20 protein-coding genes are annotated in these 19070 nt (G+C 66.3%); 11 read left to right on the plus strand and 9 right to left on the minus strand.

Annotated elements, in window-relative coordinates:
- The gene (locus tag SR858_RS16520) at positions 1-756 is read left to right on the plus strand and encodes an NADPH-dependent F420 reductase (protein WP_019920105.1); all 756 of its coding nucleotides are present in this window, start codon (positions 1-3) and stop codon (positions 754-756) included.
- A 7-nt stretch (positions 757-763) separates the two neighbouring features.
- Here the strand turns inward: SR858_RS16520 and SR858_RS16525 are convergent, their stop codons facing one another.
- Both SR858_RS16525 and SR858_RS16530 read right to left on the minus strand, forming a co-directional pair.
- The gene (locus SR858_RS16525; RefSeq protein WP_019920106.1) at positions 764-2962 is read right to left on the minus strand and encodes an OsmC domain/YcaO domain-containing protein; all 2199 of its coding nucleotides are present in this window, start codon (positions 2960-2962) and stop codon (positions 764-766) included.
- Positions 2963-3011: 49 nt separating this feature from the next.
- The gene (locus SR858_RS16530; protein ID WP_051120252.1) at positions 3012-3938 is read right to left on the minus strand and encodes a LysR family transcriptional regulator; all 927 of its coding nucleotides are present in this window, start codon (positions 3936-3938) and stop codon (positions 3012-3014) included.
- 112 nt (positions 3939-4050) lie between these two features.
- Between SR858_RS16530 and SR858_RS16535 the strand changes: the two genes are divergently transcribed.
- The 6 genes from SR858_RS16535 to SR858_RS16560 all read left to right on the plus strand — a co-directional run bounded on the left by SR858_RS16535 (position 4051) and on the right by SR858_RS16560 (position 7969).
- On the plus strand, positions 4051-4377 hold the full coding sequence (locus SR858_RS16535) for a nuclear transport factor 2 family protein (protein ID WP_019920108.1): 327 nt from the start codon (positions 4051-4053) through the stop codon (positions 4375-4377).
- A 70-nt stretch (positions 4378-4447) separates the two neighbouring features.
- Positions 4448-4675, plus strand: a complete 228-nt coding sequence (locus SR858_RS16540) for an MbcA/ParS/Xre antitoxin family protein (protein WP_322533668.1) — start codon at positions 4448-4450, stop codon at positions 4673-4675.
- A 75-nt stretch (positions 4676-4750) separates the two neighbouring features.
- Positions 4751-5065, plus strand: a complete 315-nt coding sequence (locus SR858_RS16545; protein WP_026636960.1) for a metalloregulator ArsR/SmtB family transcription factor — start codon at positions 4751-4753, stop codon at positions 5063-5065.
- A 31-nt stretch (positions 5066-5096) separates the two neighbouring features.
- Positions 5097-6071, plus strand: coding sequence for an acyl-CoA desaturase (locus SR858_RS16550; protein WP_154819714.1), 975 nt, complete (start codon positions 5097-5099; stop codon positions 6069-6071).
- Complete coding sequence (locus SR858_RS16555) at positions 6068-7327, plus strand: hypothetical protein (RefSeq protein ID WP_019920112.1); 1260 nt, start codon at positions 6068-6070, stop codon at positions 7325-7327. The genes SR858_RS16550 and SR858_RS16555 overlap by 4 nt, the downstream gene beginning before the upstream one ends.
- 9 nt (positions 7328-7336) lie before the next feature.
- Complete coding sequence (locus SR858_RS16560; protein ID WP_019920113.1) at positions 7337-7969, plus strand: ABC transporter ATP-binding protein; 633 nt, start codon at positions 7337-7339, stop codon at positions 7967-7969.
- 17 nt (positions 7970-7986) lie between these two features.
- On the opposite strand, the gene SR858_RS16565 is transcribed toward SR858_RS16560, so the two are convergent.
- Both SR858_RS16565 and SR858_RS16570 read right to left on the minus strand, forming a co-directional pair.
- Positions 7987-8355 (minus strand): response regulator, encoded by a 369-nt coding sequence (locus SR858_RS16565; RefSeq protein ID WP_026636961.1) that lies wholly within the window; start codon positions 8353-8355, stop codon positions 7987-7989.
- Between the two features lie 209 nt (positions 8356-8564).
- Positions 8565-9497: an NADP-dependent oxidoreductase gene (locus SR858_RS16570; RefSeq protein WP_026636962.1), complete on the minus strand. Its 933-nt coding sequence runs from the start codon at positions 9495-9497 to the stop codon at positions 8565-8567.
- 99 nt (positions 9498-9596) lie between these two features.
- On the opposite strand from SR858_RS16570, the gene SR858_RS16575 reads away from it, so the two are divergent.
- Positions 9597-10475: a LysR family transcriptional regulator gene (locus tag SR858_RS16575; RefSeq protein WP_026636963.1), complete on the plus strand. Its 879-nt coding sequence runs from the start codon at positions 9597-9599 to the stop codon at positions 10473-10475.
- Here the strand turns inward: SR858_RS16575 and SR858_RS16580 are convergent.
- Entirely contained in the window at positions 10417-11325 is a 909-nt protein-coding gene (locus SR858_RS16580; RefSeq protein WP_322534622.1) for a LysR family transcriptional regulator, read from the minus strand. The two genes, SR858_RS16575 and SR858_RS16580, sit on opposite strands and share 59 nt — an antisense overlap.
- 98 nt (positions 11326-11423) lie before the next feature.
- Here SR858_RS16580 and SR858_RS16585 point away from each other — a divergent pair, with 98 nt between their 5' ends.
- Positions 11424-12482, plus strand: a complete 1059-nt coding sequence (locus SR858_RS16585; protein WP_019920118.1) for an alkene reductase — start codon at positions 11424-11426, stop codon at positions 12480-12482.
- A gap of 1 nt (position 12483) precedes the next feature.
- Here SR858_RS16585 and SR858_RS16590 read toward each other — a convergent pair whose 3' ends face one another.
- Positions 12484-13383 (minus strand): LysR family transcriptional regulator, encoded by a 900-nt coding sequence (locus SR858_RS16590; protein ID WP_019920119.1) that lies wholly within the window; start codon positions 13381-13383, stop codon positions 12484-12486.
- A 127-nt stretch (positions 13384-13510) separates the two neighbouring features.
- On the opposite strand from SR858_RS16590, the gene SR858_RS16595 reads away from it, so the two are divergent.
- On the plus strand, positions 13511-14263 hold the full coding sequence (locus SR858_RS16595; protein WP_019920120.1) for an SDR family oxidoreductase: 753 nt from the start codon (positions 13511-13513) through the stop codon (positions 14261-14263).
- A gap of 130 nt (positions 14264-14393) precedes the next feature.
- Here the strand turns inward: SR858_RS16595 and SR858_RS16600 are convergent, their stop codons facing one another.
- The 3 genes from SR858_RS16600 to nhaA form a co-directional block, all read right to left on the minus strand.
- Positions 14394-15566 carry an aldose epimerase family protein gene (locus SR858_RS16600; protein WP_019920121.1) on the minus strand — a complete coding sequence of 391 codons (1173 nt, stop codon included), beginning with the start codon at positions 15564-15566 and terminating at the stop codon, positions 14394-14396.
- Between the two features lie 160 nt (positions 15567-15726).
- A complete protein-coding gene (locus tag SR858_RS16605) occupies positions 15727-16356 on the minus strand; it encodes a phosphatase PAP2 family protein (protein WP_019920122.1) in 630 nt (209 codons plus the stop codon).
- Complete coding sequence (gene nhaA / locus SR858_RS16610) at positions 16353-17525, minus strand: Na+/H+ antiporter NhaA (protein WP_019920123.1); 1173 nt, start codon at positions 17523-17525, stop codon at positions 16353-16355. The genes SR858_RS16605 and nhaA overlap by 4 nt, the downstream gene beginning before the upstream one ends.
- 173 nt (positions 17526-17698) lie before the next feature.
- On the opposite strand from nhaA, the gene SR858_RS16615 reads away from it, so the two are divergent.
- A complete protein-coding gene (locus SR858_RS16615) occupies positions 17699-19069 on the plus strand; it encodes a chloride channel protein (protein WP_019920124.1) in 1371 nt (456 codons plus the stop codon).
- Position 19070: the final 1 nt, after the last annotated feature.

Raw genomic sequence — 19070 nt, forward strand, 5'->3', positions numbered from 1 at the left:
ATGCGCATCGGAATTATCGGCACCGGCAATATCGGCGGCACCCTCGCCCGCAAACTGGTCGCGGCAGGCCATGACGTCCGCATCGCCAACACCCGGGGCGCCGCAGGCGCGCGCGAACTGGCCGACGCGATCAAGGCCACGGCAGCGAGCGTGCAGGACGTGGTACAAGGCGTGGAAGCGGTCATCCTGGCGATACCGCTGCCGGCCATGCGTGGCCTGCCCGCCGGCCTGTTCGACGCGGTGGCACCCACGGTCACCGTGATCGACACCAGCAATTACTACCCCGGCCTGCGCGATGAACGCATCGCGGAGATCGACGCGGGTACGGCGGAAAGCATCTGGGTGGTGCAGCAGATCGGCCGCCCGGTGGTAAAGGCGTTCAACAACATCCTGGCCTACAGCCTGGCCGAGCTGGGACGTCCGGCCGGGGCGGCGGACCGCCTGGCGGTCGCGGTGGCAGCCGACGACGAGGCAAGCAGGAAGACGGCCATGACGCTGGTCGACGATGTGGGCTTCGATGCGGTCGATGCGGGCTCGCTGGAGGAATCGTGGCGCCAGCAGCCATCGACGCCAGCCTACTGCTGCGACGATGACGCAGAGACCATGCGCACGGCGCTGGCCGCCGCCGTCAAGGGCGAGGCGGCCGCCAGGCGCGACCGCTTGCCGGCGCTGTTTGCGGAACTGGGGCCGGCGCCCAGCCACGCCGATGTCGTGGCCATGAACCGCCGGGTGAATCGGCAGGTGGGCGCCAGCTGACCGCTGCCTAGCGCGCAGCCGCCCTGGCGCGCGCCGCGTGCAGCTTCTTGTAGCTGTCGATCAGGCGTGCGTGGCGCTCCAGACCTTCGAGCTGCATGCTGGTTGGCGCGAGGCCGTGGAAACGCACCGTGCCCGCGACGGAGCCGAGCACCGCGTCCATGCGCACATCGCCAAACATGCGGCGGAAGTTGACTTCGTAGTCTGCCAGGTCCATGTCGTCGTCGAGTTCCACTTCGAGCACCACGTTGAGCGCCTGGTAGAACAGGCGGCGCTCGACCGTGTTGTCGTTGTACTGGAGGAAGGACTCGACCAGTTCCTTGGCCTCGTCGAAGTTTTTCAGCGCCAGGTTGATCAGGAGTTTCAGTTCCAGCGTGGTGAGCTGGCCCCACTCGGTGTTCTCGTCGAACTCGATGCCGATCAGGGTGGCGATGTCGCCGTATTCATCGAGCTCATTATCGTCCAGGCGTTCGAGCAGCGCTTCGAGCGCGGCGTCGTCCAGGCGGTGAAGATTGAGCACGTCTTCGCGGAACAGCAGCGCCTTGTTGGTGTTATCCCAGACCAGGTCTTCCACCGGGTAGACTTCCGAGTAGCCGGGCACCAGGATGCGGCAGGCCACCGCACCGAGGTCGTCGTACACGGCCGTGTAGACTTCCTTGCCCATGTCCTTGAGGATGCCGAACAGCGTGGCCGCCTCCTCGGCGTTGGAGTTCTCGCCCTTGCCCGAAAAGTCCCAGTCGACGAAATCGTAATCGGCCTTCGCGCTGAAGAAACGCCACGAAACGATGCCGCTCGAATCGATGAAGTGTTCGACGAAGTTGTTCGGCTCCGTCACCGCTTCGCTGGCAAACGTCGGCTGCGGCAGGTCGTTGAGGCCTTCGAAGCTGCGGCCTTGCAGCAGTTCGGTGAGGCTGCGTTCGAGCGCCACTTCCAGGCTCGGATGGGCGCCGAACGAGGCGAACACGCCGCCGGTGCGCGGGTTCATGAGCGTGACGCACATGACCGGGTAAACGCCGCCGAGCGAGGCATCCTTGACCAGCACCGGGAAGCCCTGCTCTTCCAGTCCCTTGATGCCGGCCACGATGCCGGGGTATCGGGCCAGCACGTCCTGCGGCACGTCCGGCAGCGCCATTTCGCCTTCGATGATTTCGCGCTTGACGGCGCGCTCGAAGATCTCGGACAGGCACTGCACCTGCGCTTCGACCAGCGTGTTACCGGCGCTCATGCCGTTGCTGACATACAGATTTTCGACCAGGTTGGACGGGAAGTACACGGTGGCGCCATCGGACCGGCGCGTGTACGGCAGCGCGCAGATGCCGCGCTCGATATTGCCGGAGTTGGTGTCGATCAGGTGCGACCCGCGCAGTTCGCCGTCGGCGTCGTAGATGGCGCGCGTGTAGTCGTCGAGGATCTCGGCGGGCAGCTTGTCGCGGCGGGCCGGCTTGAACCAGCGCTCGTTCGGGTAGTGGACGAAATCGGCGTTGGCGATATCCTGCCCCCAGTAGCTGCCGGCGTAGAAGTGGTTGTTGTTCAGGCGTTCGATGTACTCGCCCAGGGCCGAGGCCAGCGCGCTTTCCTTGGTGGCGCCTTTGCCGTTGGTAAAGCACATCGGCGAATGGGCGTCGCGGATGTGCAGCGACCACACATTGGGCACGATGTTGCGCCACGAAGCGATTTCGATCTTGATGCCCAGGTTGGCCAGCACACCCGACATATTGGCAATAGTCTGCTCGAGCGGCAGGTCCTTGCCGGGGATGAAGGTGCGGGCGGCGGCGTCCGGGTTAAGCGTGAGCAGCGCCTGCGCGTCGGCATCGAGGTTGGCCACTTCTTCGATCACGAAGTCGGGGCCTTCCTGCACCACTTTTTTGACCGTGCAGCGGTCGATCGAACGCAGGATGCCCTGGCGGTCCTTGTCGGAGATATCGGCCGGCAGCTCCACCTGGATCTTGAAGATCTGTTTATACCGATTTTCCGGATCGACGATGTTGTTCTGCGAGAGGCGGATATTCTCGGTCGGGATATTGCGCGTATTGCAATACAACTTCACGAAATACGCTGCGCACAGGGCCGACGACGCCAAAAAATAGTCGAACGGGCCGGGGGCCGAGCCGTCGCCCTTGTAGCGGATGGGCTGGTCGGCGATGACCGTAAAATCGTCGAACTTGGCTTCGAGCCGCAGCTTGTCGAGAAAGTTGACCTTGATTTCCATGGGAGGCTTCCAATTCTGGTGCTAAAAATGAGATAGCCAGCATTATCGGTCAAATCGGGCCACTGCGGTCGGTCGGTGTGGTTGTTGGTGCGGCTGTCGCCATGTTGATAAAGGCGCGCAGCTTGGGCTGGCTCTGGGTTTTGGCGGCGAAGTACAGGAACAGCCCGGACGTACGCGGCACGAAAGGCTGCAGCACGCGCTCGAGCTGCCCCGCCGCCAGGTCGGCAGCGATCTCGATGACGGGCAGGTAGGCCAGTCCAAGGCCGGAGCGCACGAAGTCGGCGATCAAACCGGTGTCGTTGACGACCAGGTGCTGGCCGGTCTCCACCTGGAAGCGGTCGCCGTCGCGCACGAAACTCCACGGCGCCAGCGCCCTGGAGCGGTGGAACCGATAACGCACGGTGGCGTGGCGCACCAGGTCTTCGGGGATGCGCGGGCGCCCGGCGCGCGCCAGGTACGCCGGCGCGCCCACCACGGACCAGGCCAGATCGTCGGTGAGGCGCACCGCCACCATGCCTTGGGCCACCTGCTGTCCCAGGCGGATGCCGGCATCGAAGCCCTGTTCGAGCAGATCGACCTCGCCATCGTCGAGCGAGATATCGAGCGCCACATCGGGATATGCGCGCTGGAAGCGCGGCGCCAGATCCTTGAGCACCAGGGCGCCCAGCGCACGCGGCACGGTGAGCCGCAGGGTGCCCGCCGGCCGGTCGCGGTAGCGCGTGAGCGCGAGAAAAGCCTCGTCGATCTGGGTGGTTGCGGCCAGCAGGCTGGCATACAGGGCGGTGCCCGCTTCGGTCAGCGCCACCCGGCGCGTATTGCGCACCAGGACGATCACGCCATGCTGCGCTTCGAGCAGCTTGACGGCCTTGCTGGCGGCAGCCGGCGTGACGCCCAGCCGGATCGCCGCCGCCGTGAAACTGCGCGCTTCGGCCACGGCCAGGAAGATGCGGATCGCTTCCATCGAATAGGGTTTCATCGGATCGACTATTAACTTTGGGTTGATAGTTTATACCGCAAACCAGCGTATCGCGTCCGAAACGTCGCACCTATGATCAGTACTCACCTTACTCACCTCACAGGAGCATGACATGACGATCGAACTGCCAGCCGTGGTTGCAGCTTACTTCAATGCCGAAAATGCGCACGATGCCGATGGCGTGGCCGCGTGCTTTGGCGCAGACGGCGAAGTGCGCGACGAGCGCGAACGCCACCAGGGCCCCGACGCCATCCGCGCCTGGAAACAGGCATCGAGCGCAAAATACGCGGCCACCGTCGCGCTGCTCGACTGCACGCCGAGGGCACACGGTTGCGTGGTCGAGGGTGAGGTGTCGGGCAATTTCCCGGGCAGTCCGGTGGTGCTGGGGTTTGATTTTCAGATCGAGGGAGAGAAGATCGCGGTTTTGGAGATCAAATAGCGACTTGAATCGGGCGGTGATTTATCGCCCACCCGGCATAATGGACAGCTGGATATGGGAGGATTACTTGATGACCAAATTTCATTCCAACACCACATCGGAACGCCTATCGCGGCAGGCCGACATCATGAACCAGGCACGGGAGCTGTTCGGTGACGAAGAAACAGCCATGGTCTGGCTGCATACGCCCAATCTTGCCTTTCAAAATGCTGCGCCGGTAGACTATCTCGACACGGACCAACGAGCCCTCGCCGTGCGTCAGGCCTTGAACGCGATCGCTGCTGGGGGCATGGCGTGAATAGCGCTGAATAGTTGACACCCCGCAAAACAACGATTAACCTATTAACAAATTCGTTAATAGGTTAATCGCATCATGGCCCTCGATCTTGTTTTTGAAGCGCTGGCGTCCAGCCCGCGTCGGCAAATCCTCGCTTACCTGTCGGAGGCTCGGTTGTCGACGTCCGACCTGGCCCAGCGTTTTTCAATGAGCGCACCCGCCATCTCGCGCCACTTGTCTGTCCTGGAAAACGCCGGCTTGGTCACGCGCGAGCGCGAGGGGCAATTTGTGTACTACCAGCTCAATCGCGACCACTTGGTCAACACCCTCACCGGCTATGCGTTCGAAGTGTGCCCGGTCGCCGGGCCGCTCAAGCGCGAGTCGCGCGCATTGAAAAAATCCAGTACCTGACCAGCAGTTTAACTCTTACCAGGGGATGATCATGACCGAACGGGCGGCAAGTCTGCTGCAACACCGGGTGCGCTGCGCGGACGATGCCTGCATGATCGATGGCGACGTGCGCTACGCACCCGTCAAATCGCTGTGGTTGATCGCCATGGCGGGAGCGGGAATCATCGGCGGCACGATCCATTTCAGCATGGGCGCGTTTGCCGTCTTCGTGGTATCCACGGCAGTGGTACTGCTGTTCGGCCATTCGCTCGGCAGCCATCGAAAACTGATCCATAACAGCTACCAATGCCCCAAGTGGCTCGAGTACGTGCTGGTCTATCTCGGCGTGCAGGTCGGTCTGGCGGGTCCGCTCGGACTGCTGCGCCAGCACGAACTGCGCGACTACGCCCAGCGACTGCCGGTATGCCACGACTATCTGCGCCATGGCCGCAGCATGTGGACCGATGCGTGGTGGCAGCTGCATTGCGACCTGCACCTGGCGTCGCCGCCGCACATCGAGCTCGAAGCACGAGTGGCCGGCGACCGTTTCTACCGATCCCTCGAACGCACCTGGATGCTGCAACAGCTGCCGCCGGCGCTGCTGCTGTACGGGTGGGGCGGCTGGGGTTTCGTGTTCTGGGGCGTTTGCGCGCGCGTGACGGCCGGCGTGATCGGGCACTGGCTGATCGGCTATTTCGCCCACAACCATGGCGCCATGCGCTACGAAGTGGCCGGCGCAGCGGTGCAAGGCCGGAACATCCACCTCACATCGCTCTTGACAATGGGCGAGTGCTGGCACAACAATCACCACGCCTATCCGGGGTCAGCCCGCCTTGGCCTTGCCGAAGGCGAATGGGATCCGGGATGGTGGGTACTGCGCGGCATGCAGTGTGCCGGACTGGCATGGGATTTCAGGCTGCCGCGCGACCTGCCGGCGCGGCCAGAGCTGCGCGAGACAGGCGCTCGCTCCACGCCTGCCGATGCGGCAGCAGCCCTGCCCGCGCCGATTGCGCCGAAAGGAACTTGAAACTGACGGCGCGACGGTGCCACGACCTGGAGCGCACCATCTTCGCCCTACCCCTGCTCACCCACCGCCTGCGCTGGTACGCCACCACCACTGCACGCCTGCTGCTGCGGCGCTGGCAGGCGGCCGTGCTGTTCTTCGGTTTGAGCGCCGCCTTGGGCAGTTCGCTGCTCAGCAATATCGCCACGCTGGCCTATCCCCTGCTCTCCTTGCTGGCGCCGCACCATGATGTGGTCCAGCGCAGTCTGCACCTGGCGGCGCTGCTGGCGTTCGCGGGCCTGTGGGCCGGCATGCAGCGCGCACAGATCGAGGGTGGGCCGTTTATGGCGTTCCTGAAATCGCTGCCGTTCACGGCGCGCCAGTTGCGCCATGTCGATGTGCTGGTACTCGTGCTGGCTAACGGACCGTTGCTGCTGCTGGCACTTGGCGCGATGGCGGTCACCATCGGCCACCAGCGCCCGCTCGCGCACACGCTGCTGCTGGGCGATGTGCTGGTGCTGGCCCTGGTGGTGCAGGTGGCCGTGCTGGAGCAACGGCTGGCCAGCCTGCAAACGCTGGTGCTGGTGGCGGCGTGCGTGCTGCTCGCGGCCAGTTTCGGCACGCGCGCTGCACTGGCCATCGAAGTGCTGGTCGGCGCCTGCGCGTTGGTGGTGCTGTGGCGCGGTCCCCCGCCTGCCGACCCGACCGCGCGCAACAGGATACAGGTGCCGCGCATCGGTCGCACCGGCACACGCACCGGTGCAGTCGCGCGGTTCGCTCCTTTGCACCTGTCACTGGCGCTGCTCTGGCGCGAACGCCGCAACGAATTGACCGGCAAGGCGCTGACGGCGCTGGCCATCGCGGCAGGCGCCTGGAGCCTGGCCCGCATATTCGAGGGCGACGCGCGCAGCTTCCCCACCATCGTGATCGCGCAAGGCGTGGTAGTGCTGATCATGAGCGGCATGCTGCGCTTCCTGCACCTCACGCATGTCGATAGCGCCAGCTATTTCGGCGCGCTGCCGCTGGCGCCGCGCTGGTGGCGGCCATTCGACCTGGCGGTGGTGGCCGCGTGCTGCCTGCCGTTGCTGGCGGCGCTGTCAATCGCGGCCTGGGACATGGGCGCGACCACGCCGTGGCATGCGACAGCGTCGGTTGCGTCATACCTGCTGCTGCTGGCGGCGTTGTCGTTACCGCACCTGGTCACCGACCGCCACGCCGTGGTGATCGGCACCATCGTGACCGGCTTGTGGATTGCCGTCACCTTCGTTTGCCTGACTTGAGGAATTCCCATGCTGCGTGTTGAACAAGTGTGTAAATCGTATGGCGCGCGGAAGGTGCTGCGCTCGATCAGTCTGACCTGCCAGCGCGGCGCCTACATGCTGCGCGGTCCCAATGGCGTGGGCAAATCGACGCTGCTGCGGGTGCTGGCCGGCGTCACGCCACCGGACAGCGGCGCCGTGTGGATAGACGGTCATGCGCTGCATCAGGAGCCAATCAGGGCCAAGCTGCGGCTCGCGTACGCGCCCGATGAATGTCCGATCTACCCGTTCATCACCGGCAGCGAATTGCTGGCGTTCGTCGCACAGGCCAAGCGCTGCTCGCTGACGCCGCAGGTGCATGCGGTAGTCGAACGCTTCGGCCTGGACCGCCACCTGGGCACGCGCTGCGGCGACATGTCGCTTGGTACGCAAAAGAAGCTGATGCTGGCGGCAGCGTGGATCGGCGAGCCGTCCGTGCTGCTGCTCGATGAACCGTCGAACGGTCTCGATGTCGCTGCGCACGCGGTGCTGGTCGATCTGCTGCGCGAAAAGAGCGCCAAGGCCGTGGTATTCGTGTCGAGCCATGACCAGGCGTTTGCCCGGGCGGTGGGCGCGCAGGTACTGACATTCGACAGTTTGTCTGGACCGGCTGCCGAACTGTAGCCGCCGGTGCGCCGCTCCTACCGCGTGGCCCCGATCAGCGACTCCAGCGACGCCGGCTTGGCCAGGTGGCCGTCGAAGCCGACTGCGGCCATGGTGGCGCGGGAGGCGGCGTCGTTCATCGCGGTGAGCGCCACGATGCGGGCGGTGCTGCCGCTGGCGCGCTGGCGCAGTGCGGTGGCGGCCTGGTAGCCATCCATGCCGGGCATGTTAATGTCGAGGAAAATGACGTCGGGCTTGAAATCGTCGGCGATCGACAGCGCCTGCTGTCCGCCGTAGGCCACCATGATGGCGCAGCCGCAGGCCTCGAGCAGCGCGCCGACCATGTCGGCGGCATCGCAATTGTCGTCGACGATCAAGACCCGGCGTGGCGTGAGTAGTTTTCCCATATTGCGGTCCTGCTGTAAGCGGCTGTGTAACTGATGGTCCAGGAAGCGGTAACGCAGGGCTGACGCTGGCGGAGTAGATCCGTGAGGATTTCCTTAAAGGCATCATAGCACCCCGGGCACGATCGAGCCCCTGCCTACTTCCTACAGAACACGCCACGTATCGCTCACATGCCTGATCGTGCGCCATCCGCGCAGCCCCACCGCCTGCCTCAGCCGACCAGTGTCGCCACTGTTTTGCCCGGCGTGGACCCGGTGCGCTGGCGCTCGATCGCCGCCGGCAGGTCGTCGAAGCGCACTACCGCAGCTACTTTCGATTGCAAGCGCCCGTGCACAACATCGTCGGCGACCGCCTGCAGGCGCGCGGTGTCGGGCGTGTTCTGGAACCACAGGCCGCGCCGCCCGGCAGGCGTGCTGGCCACGATGTCGGGCGTGGCGGCGCTGACGATGGCGCCATGCCCGGCCAGCACCGCCCACGAGCGGGCCACCACGTCGCCGCCCGCATAGTCGAGCACCAGGTCGATGTCGCGTACTTCGTCCTCGAAGCGCTGCCTGTCATACGCGATCACGTGGTCGGCGCCCAGGCTGCGCACGTAGTCCATGTGGCTGCTGCGCGCGGTGGCGTAGATCACGGCGCCGGCCTGGCGCGCGTACTGCACCGCGAAGCCACCGAGGCCGCCGGCCGCGCCGTGGATCAATATTCGCTGGCCGCCATGAACCGGGCCGGCCAGGTGCAGGCTGCTCCATGCCGCCACCGCTGCCAGCGGCAGGGAGGCGGCGGCGGTCATGGACATCGAGGGCGGCACCAGCGCCAGGTTGGCCTCTTTGACGGCCACCAGTTCGGCGTAGGCGCCCAGGCCGCCCAGTGGCCCCATTACGCGGTCGCCCACGCGCAGCCGGGTCACGTCCGCGCCTGCCGCTGCGACCACGCCGGCCAGTTCGATGCCGAGCACCGCCGGCAGCTGCAGCGGGAATGCCTGGCGCACGTAGCCCTCGCGCAGCTTCCAGTCCAGCGCATTGAGGCCGGCCGCGTGCACCCGCACCACCACCTGTCCCGGGCCGGGCACCGGCGCGGCCACCGCTGCAAGCTTGAGGGCGTGGGCGCCGCCGTATTCAGTCAATACCAATGCTCGATTGCTGTTCATGTGAGACCTCCTTGATTGGGTAAGGCTGCACGATAAATTGTTTCATTTGTCCTGCGAAGCCTCTAAAATCGAGACTCTGCGTATCATTATTGGAACAGCATTGATTACAACGCACTCGGTGATTTTCAGCTGGTGGCCGCGCATGGCGGCTTCGGCAAGGCCAGCCGCGCCAGCGGACGGTCGAAGGCCACGCTGTCGCGGCGGGTGGCGGAGCTGGAGGAGGCGCTGGGCATCCGCCTGATCGAACGCGGCGCCCGGTCGCTCGAGCTGACCGAGGCCGGACAACTGCTGCGGGGCCGCACCGCGGGGCCGATGCACGAGGTGGCCGAAGCCGTGGCGGCGGCGCGCGACAGCGTGGCCACGCCGCGCGGCAGCTTGCGGGTGGCCGCGCCGCTGCTGTTTTCGCAGGTGGCGCTGGGCGGCATTGCGGCGCGCTTCCTGGCCCTCTACCCCGAGGTACAGATCGACGCCGTGGCCGAGGACCGGCTGGTGAATATCGTCGACGAACACTTCGACGTCTCGATCCGCATCAACCCTGCAAAGGAGAGCGCGCTGGTGGGTCGCTGCTTTGCCAGGGACAGGATGGTGCTGGCCGCAGCACCTTCAGTGGCCAGGCCAGCGGCCGGTGGGCCCGTGCCGGCCGTGGTCACGCCCGGCTACCGCGACGGCGATACCTGGACGGTCGCCGGCGGTTACGCCGTCGCGCCGCAGCCGGTGTTGCGGGTGTCGTCGCTGCTGATGGTGCGCGATGCGATCGCCGCCGGCGCCGGCGCGGCACTGGTGCCGCGCTCGATCATCGGCGCGCTGCTCGATGCGGGCCAGCTGGTCTCGTGGGGCATGGCCGGCGAGGAAGTGGAACTGTGGGTGCTGCACACGTCGCGCCGGCTGCAAAGCCCCAAGGTGCGCGCGTTCGTGGACTTCATGTGCGCGCAATATCCTGGGGGCGAGTTCCATGTTCCGCTTCCAGCCGCTGCTTGATGAATTCGATGAAGCGCTGGGTCTTGGCCGGCAGCAGGCGCGTCTCGGTCACCGCGTACACCGGTACCGGCTTGCCGTGCCATGCCGGCAGCACCTGGCGCAGCCGGCCCGCCGCCGCGTCGTCGGCCACGATGGCCGGCGGCATCAGGATGATGCCCTGGTCGAGTGTGGCCAGGCGCCGTAGCATTCCCACGCTGTTGAGCGCATAGCGGCAGCCCACCGCAACTTGTGTCACCACGTCCCCGCCGTGCAAGGCCCATAACCCGTTTTTGTTCATGTTGAAGCACTGGTGGCCCGCCAGGTCCGCCGGCGTGGCCGGCTCGCCCTCGCGTTCGAGGTACGTGGGCGACGCATACAAAAATGGTGTCAATGACGCCAGGTGGCGCGCCACCAGGTGCGAGTCTTCCTGTTCGCCGATACGGATGGCGACATCGAACGGTTCCGTCACCAGGTTGATCTGGCGCGGCGTGAGGTCGAAGTCGAACGTAAGGCCCGGGTACAGCTGCGCAAATTCGGCGATGAGCGGCGCCATGTAGATCACCGCGAAATCGACCGGCAGCGACGCCCGCAAGGTGCCGGTGGGCTGCGCCAGCATGTCGCCCAGTTGTTCATGCGCGAGCCGCGCCTCGTCGACGATGCGCTTGCAGCGTTCGTAGTACACCTGCCCCGCCTCGGTCAGCTCGACCTTGCGGGTGGTGCGGTGGAGCAGGCGCAGGCCGATCGCCTTTTCCAGCAGGCCGATACGGCGCGAGATGGTGGAATTGGGCATGTGCAGCGCCTCGGCCGCGCCGCGAAAGCCCCTGGCCTTCACCACCTCCACGAAAATTGCCATGTCGTTCAAGAACTCCATCATTGCTCCATTTTTGGATCAGTGTATTGCAATAAACTGGATTTATCCCATTGCGTAAGCAGTGCATGATAGCGCATCGACTCCACGAAAGGACCATCATGAGCACACTGTTTCAACCCGTCCGCGCCGGACGCTATGATCTGACCAACCGCGTGGCCATGGCCCCGATGACGCGCTCGCGCGCCCGTTACGACGGCACGCCCGGCGCGCTGGCCGCGCTGTACTACGGCCAGCGCGCCAGCGTGGGCCTGGTGATTACCGAAGGCACGCAGCCGTCCGCCGACGGCCAGGGCTACCTGTCCACGCCCGGCATCTACACCGATGCCCACGTCGCCGGCTGGAAGCCGGTGGCCGACGCGGTGCACGCCCACGGCAGCCGCCTGTTTATCCAGTTGATGCACGCCGGCCGCATGTCCCACCCGGACAACACGCCGCACCACCGCACACCGGTCGCGCCGTCGGCTGTCGCCCCCGGGGTGCCGATGTTTACCGCCACCGGCATGCAGGACATCCCGGTGCCGCGCGCCCTGTCCACCGCCGAGGTGCAGGCGACGGTAGCCGACTTCCGCCTGGCCGCGCGCCGCGCCATCGACGCCGGCGCCGACGGCGTTGAAATCCACGGCGCCAACGGCTACCTGGTGCACCAGTTCTTCGCGCCCAACGCCAATACTCGCAGCGACCAATACGGCGGCGACATTGCCAACCGCGTGCGCTTCGCGCTCGAAGTGGCAGCAGCCGTGGCCGACGAAATCGGCGCCGACCGCACCGCCATCCGCCTGTCGCCCGGCAGCACGGCCGGCGGCATCGCCGAGGGCGAGCAAGGCCCGGACCTCTACCGCCACCTGGTGGCCGGACTCGATCGGCTGAACCTGGCCTATTTGCACCTGATGGACCAGGGCGACGAGGCGCTGCTGCGCGACCTGCGCGCCGCCTGGCACGGCACGCTGGTACTGAATCGGCCGGGCCGGCCGCGCGAGAACATCGGCGCCGACGTGGCCAGCGGCCTGGCCGACGTGGAAGCCTACGGCCAGCTGGTGCTCGCCAACCCCGACTTCATCGCCCGCCTGCAGGCGAATGCGCCGATGAACGCGCCGCAGCACGCCACTTACTGTGGCGGCGCCGAGGCGGGATATACCGACTATCCGGCGCTGGCTTGAATTAACCCGCGCCCGGGCCGTTGAGCGCGGCGACAGCGGCGAACTTGGCCGCAATGAAATCCATGAACACGCGCACCCGCCTCGGCATGAGGCGGTTGGCCACGTACAGGATCTGGATCGGCACCGGGGGCGGCACGTGCTCGCGCAGCAGCACGCGCAAGCTGCCGTCGCGGATGCCCGCCGCGAACAACCACCGCGGACCGTAGCCGATGCCAAGGCCGGCGGCTACCAGCTCGCGCGCGGCCTCCGGCGAATTGACGCTGACGCGGCCGGTGACCGGCACTTCGGCGCCGCGGAAGCGCCACGTGGTGCCCGACGACAGCAGCGTGTACAGCACGCACTGGTGGTCGCGCAGGTCGTCGGGCTTGTCGGGACAGCCATGCTTGGCGATATACGCTTCGCTGGCCACGCACACCCGCTCGAACTCGCCGATGCGCAGCGCGCGCAAGGCGCTGTCTTCGAGGTGGCCGATGCGGATCGCCAGCTCGGCGCTTTCATCGAGCAAATCGACATAGCCGTCGTTGAACTGCAGGTCGAGCGCCACCGCCGGATACAGCGCCAGGAACTCGGGCACGTGGGGCAGGACGAAGGTCTGGGTCAGCAGGGTCGGACACGCCACGCGCAGCAGTCCCGATGGTGCCACGTTGTCGCGGATCGCCAGCTCGGTCTCGGTGACGGCGGTGAGGATGCGGCGCACCTCGGCGTAATAGCGCTCGCCTTCGGGCGTGAGACCGAGCTTGCGCGTGGAGCGGTGCAGCAGGCGGACCTGCAAATGCTCTTCCAGCGCGGCCACGTAGCGGCTGACGTTCGGTTGACTGAGCCCGAGATCGCGCCCGGCGGCGGAAAAACTGCCGGTTTCCACCGCGCGCGCAAAACACGTCATCAACAAGAAGCGGTCCATGGGATCCATTCATACACTGGGAGTATGAATTATATGCAAAATCGATGACTTATCGGATCTTCCGATCAGGTTCATTGTGTCGGTCGGGATACTCCCGACCCGATCAATCGAACCAACAAGGATTTCCATGTCACGCTTACAAGGCAAACGCACCCTCATCACCGGCGGCACCAGCGGCATCGGCCTCGAAACGGCCAAACAATTCTTGAACGAAGGCGCGCGCGTGGTAGTCACCGGCGTCAATCCCGATTCCCTCGCGCGGGCCAGGTCGGAGCTCGGCTCCGAGGTGCTGGTGCTGGGTGCCGATTCGGCCAGCGTGACCGCCCAGCGCGCACTGGCGCAGGCGGTACAGGACCACTACGGCCAGCTCGACGTGGCGTTCCTGAACGCCGGCATATCGGCGTGGCTGCCCATCGAGAACTGGACCGAGGAGATGTACGACCGCTCGTTCGACATCAACGTCAAGGGCCCGTACTTCCTGATCCAGTCGCTGCTGCCGGTGTTTGCCAACCCGGCCTCGGTGGTGTTGAACACGTCAGTCAGCGCCCATGCCGGCGCTGCGCATTCGTCGGTCTATGCCGCCACCAAGGCGGCCTTCCTCAACCTCTCCAGGACGCTGTCGAGCGAACTGCTGCCGCGCGGCGTGCGCTTCAACGCGGTGAGCCCGGGTCCTGTAAATACGCCGCTGTACGACAAGCTGGGCGTGCCCGACGCCTACCGCGCCCAGCTCGACCAGGAGATTACCGCCAGCATTCCGGCCGGGCGCTTTGGCACTGCGGAAGAAGTGGCCAAGGCCGTGCTGTACCTGGCTTCCGACGAATCGCGCTGGTCCCTGGGCACGGAAATCGTGGTCGATGGCGGCCGGCTGCTCAATGGCTGAAGGCCGGCGGCATATCAGATGAGTATCGGCTGACGACCGCGCGCGCCCCGGTCATGGCGATTCGCTGGCGCGCCCCACGCCAGCGATGCCGGGACGGCGCCGGACCGCGCAGCGCCGCCCCTGCAACGGCTTACTTCAGCTGGTAGAAGTGGAACACCGTGGTCTGCGAGTAGTTCTGGCCCGGGTCCAGGCGGGTCGATGGGAACGCCGGCTGGTTCGGCGCGTCGGGATAACCCTGTGCCTCGAAGCTGATCGACTGGTACTTGGTCAGGCGCTGGCCGCCCTTGCCCACGATTTCGCCCTTGAGGAAGTTGCCGGTGTAAACCTGCATGCCTGGCTCGGTCGTGGCGATTTTCAGGCCGCGGCCGGACTGGCGGTCTTCCAGCGTCACGGCCGGTTTCGGCGTGGCGGTTTTGCCGCCGCGCAGAACGTAGTTGTGGTCGATGCCGCCGTTGGCCAGCGCCAGCTGCGGGTGCTCGGCGCGGGCGCGCGCGGTGACGTTGGCGGGCGTGCGGAAGTCGAACGGCGTGCCGGCCACCGGCAGCGGCGTGCCGGTCGGGATCAGGGTTTTATCGACCGGCAGGATGGCGTCCGATTCGATGGTGAGATCGGCGTCGGTAGCCAGGCGCGAGGCCGGGATGCCCGACAGATTGATCATGCTGTGGTACGTCAGGTTCACCACGGTCGGCTTGTCGGTGGTGGCGCCGTAGCGGATGGTCAGGTCGTTATTGTTATTGAGCTCGTAGGTCACGTCGGCGACGACGGTGCCAGGGAAGCCCTGGTCGCCGTCCGGCGAGGTCAGGGTGAAGGTGACCGAGGCCTTGTCGGCCGTCTGGTCCACCGATTTGACGACCCAGTTGCGCTTGTCCCAGCCGATGGTGCCGCCGTGCAGGGTGTTCGGCGGTTCGCTCAGCGACAGCGGATAGGATTTGCCATCGAGTGCGAACGTGCCCTTGGCGATGCGGTTGGCGTAGCGGCCGACCGTGACGTTGGTAAAGCCCGGGGTGGTTTCGTAGCCGGCCAGGTTGTCGTAACCGACCACCAGGTCGGCGGCATTGCCCTGCTTGTCCGGGAAGCGCAGGCTTTGCACGGTGGCGCCGTACGAGATCAGCGTGGCCGACATGCCGGCGGCGTTTTTCAGCGTGACCGCTTCGACCTTGGCGCCATTCGACAGCGTGCCGAACGTGGCGCGCGAGGCCGAGATGGCGGAGGCCTTGTCGCCCGCTGGCAGCTGGCTGCAGGCCGAGAGGCCGACCAGGGTGGAGAGCAGGATCGTCGTTGCGGGTCTGATGGAAATATTCATGTCGTTGGCAGTCTCTTGAGATATGCAGGCCGTGGGACCAGGTCCGCGACCGCAATTGTTAGATGAACATCCGGCGCTACGCTGGACAGGTGCCATCTGCATCGCGTAAATCGGCGCTGGCGCAAATGGCAACATTTGTATTATCCACCAAAAAGCCCAACTACGGTCTCAACCATCCGCGATCGATCAACGGCGCGAGCAGACGGCGGTACGCGGCCACCACCCAACCGGTAACGGTGGCATTCAGCGCCGCCAGCCAGTGCAGCCGGAACACGGCCACCAGCGCCACTGCCAGCACCAGCGCGCCCAGCATGTCCATGGGCCAGTGCACGCCGATGAACACCCGCGACCACGCCACCAGCCCGGCCAGCGGCAACAGCACCAGCCCCCAGCGCCGGGCCAGCGGGGCGTGGCTGGTGGCCAGCATCAGCGCCGATACCAGCATGATGGTGCCGTGGTTGCTGGGGAAGGAGCTGGTGGGCGCATGGTCGAGGAAGCATGCGCCGATGCCGGCCGCGAACGGCCGGTCGTGGAACCACAGCGCGCCGATCGCCCCGCTCACCGCCAGGCCGCACAGTACCGCCAGCGCGGCCTCCACGGCCGCCTGGCGCGCCCCGCGCCGACCCGACAACCACAGCACCACCAGCGCTGCGGGCGCCAGCAGGATCACCCGCTCGGCGGCAAACAACGCGCCGGCCAGTTGCCAGCCATCGAGGCCGGGATTGGCGTTGATGAGCGAGAACCACGCCAGGTTCAACTGGCGCAGGGTATCGAACAGCGGCCCGGTCATCGGGACGCCACCGGTTTGCCAAACAGCTTGAGCCAGACAAAACCCGCCACGCCGGCCGCCAGGGAGGCCAGCAGGATCGCCATCTTGGAGGCGTTGATCAGCGCCGGGTTCGTGGCGAAGGCAAGGTTGGTAATAAAAATCGACATGGTAAATCCAATTCCTCCGAGTAGTCCGGCGCCGATCACGTGGCGCCATTTGAGGTCCGCCGGCAGCGTGCACAGGCCCACGGCGACGGCCAGCAGGCACGCCAGCGCGATGCCGAGCGGCTTGCCCAGCACCAGCCCGGCCAGGATGCCCAGGCTGTTGTGCGATGCCAGCTCCTGCATCGCGCCGGCGCCGATCACGATGCCGGTGTTGGCCAGCGCAAAAATCGGCAGGATGATGAACGCCACCGGCGTGTGCAGGAAGTGCTCGAGGCGGTGCGCCGGCGATTGCTCGTCCTGGTCCCTGGTCGAATACGGAATCGCGAACGCCAGCAGCACGCCAGCGATGGTGGCGTGCACGCCGGACTTGAGCATCAGGAACCACATCACCGCGCCGCCAACGAGGTACGGCGAGAGCGCGCGCACGCGCAGCACCCGGTTCATGCCGAACAGCGCGGCAAATACCAGCAGCGCACCGAGCAGATACCACGGCGCCAGCGTGGACGTGTAGAACACGGCGATGACAATGATGGCGCCCAGGTCGTCCATCACCGCCAGCGCGGTCAGGAACACCTTCAACGAGGTCGGCACCGCGCTGCCGAGCAGCATCAGCACCGCCAGCGCAAAAGCGATGTCGGTGGCCATCGGAATGCCCATGCCGGCCTGGCTGGGCGTGCCGCCGTTGAGGGCGAAGTGGATCAGCGCCGGCACCGCGATGCCGCCCACGGCCGCCACCATCGGCAGCAGCGCGCTGCGGATGGTCGATAACTCCCCGCTCTGGATTTCGCGCTGCAGTTCGAGGCCAATCAGCAGGAAAAAGATCGCCATCAGCGCGTCGTTGATCCACAGCTCGACCGACAGGCCGGCCAGCGGCAGGTGCCAGAAATGCAGGTACGGTGCGGCCACCGGCGAGTTGGCCAGCAGCAGGGAAACGATGGTGCAGCCGATCAGCAGGATGCCGCCGGCTTTTTCCGATTCGACGAAGCGGTTGAAGGTGCTGGAAATGGGCTGGGGAAGAATATTCATGGGCGCTCGAGACGATAAGGTGCAGCGCGGCGGCCCGACCTGACGCATTCCTGCCACACGATGCGTGTGGTCACCCAGGCGCCATGATAACAGAAGCGCGCTTGGCCTGGCGGACGGTACAGGCTCGTGTATCGGAATATAATGGCACCCTTCTCTCCCGATTCCCCTGCCCCATGCACCCGCCAGACAAAACCCCGCACGACATGCGCACCGCCTTTCGCCGCGAGTTCGCCTCGCCGGAGGTATGGATCACCCGCACCGTGGTGGTGGGCGCGGCGGCGGTGGCCGGCCTCGTGGTGGTCGGCTTTACCTGGCTGGCCGAACAGGCGCTGGGGCTGTTCCTCGATCTCGCCAGCGTGGGCTGGTGGTTGCCGCTGCTGTGGACCCCGCTGCTGTGCGGCGCCATCGTCTGGGTCACGCGGCGCTTTGCGCGCGGCGCGGGCGGCTCCGGCATTCCGCAGGTGATGGCCGCGCTCGACCCGGCGCTGTCGGGCGGCCGGCGCCCGCTGCTGGTGTCGCTGAAACTGAGCCTGGCCAAGATCGGCCTCACCTCGGCCGGCCTGCTGGGCGGCCTGTCGCTGGGCCGCGAAGGCCCCTCGGTGCAGATCGCTGCCGGCGTGATGCTGACCGCGCGCCGCTGGCTGCCGCGCGGCAGCGGCGTCAGCGCCCATTCGCTGCTGGTGGCCGGCGGCGCGGCCGGCATCGCGGCCGCGTTCAACACACCGCTGGCCGGCGTCATGTTCGCCATCGAAGAACTGTCGCGCACGCCCGAGCAGCGCAACAGCGGTTTGATCGTCTCCGGCATCGTGCTGGCCGGCCTGATCGCCGTCTCCGTGTACGGCAACGGCACCCACTTCGGCGTGATCCACCCGGGCCCGATCGGCCTGGCGCTGGTGGGCCCCGGCCTGCTGGTCACCTTGGTCACCGGCCTGGCCGGCGGCCTGTTCGCCCGCCTGCTGCTGGCGTCCCTGCGCGGTACCTCGCCCGACGCCCCGAGCCGCTGGCGCCAGCGCTACCCGGTGCGCTTTGCCGTCGGCTGCGGGCTGGCCGTGGCGGTGATCGGCGCGGTAACCGGCGGCGCCACCTACGGCAGCGGCAACGAGGCCACGCGTGCCCTGCTCGACAGCAACGGCCATGTGCCGGTCGGCTTCGCGCTATTCAAGTTCATCGCCACCTGGGTCACCGCGTGGTCGGGCGTGCCGGCCGGGATATTCGCGCCGTCGCTGTCGATTGGCGCGGCGCTGGGCCACGACGTGGCCTGGCTGACCAACTACCCGTATGCACCGGCCGTGATCGCGCTCGGCATGGTGGGCTTCCTGGCCGCCGCCACGCAGGCCCCGCTCACCGCCTTCATCATCGTCATGGAAATGGTCGATGGCCACGGCATGGTCCTGAGCCTGATGGCGTGCGCGGTGATTGCCAGCACGGTCTCGCGCGTGCTCAGTCCACCGCTGTATTCGGCGCTGGCGATGATCCAGCTGCCGCCCCGGCGCGCTTACCCTGCGCCCGGGCGCACCGACGACGCCGGCGCCGCCCAGCCGTGAG

Origin of the sequence: Duganella zoogloeoides (genome assembly GCF_034479515.1) — a bacterium.
GTDB lineage: Bacteria > Pseudomonadota > Gammaproteobacteria > Burkholderiales > Burkholderiaceae_D > Rugamonas > Rugamonas zoogloeoides.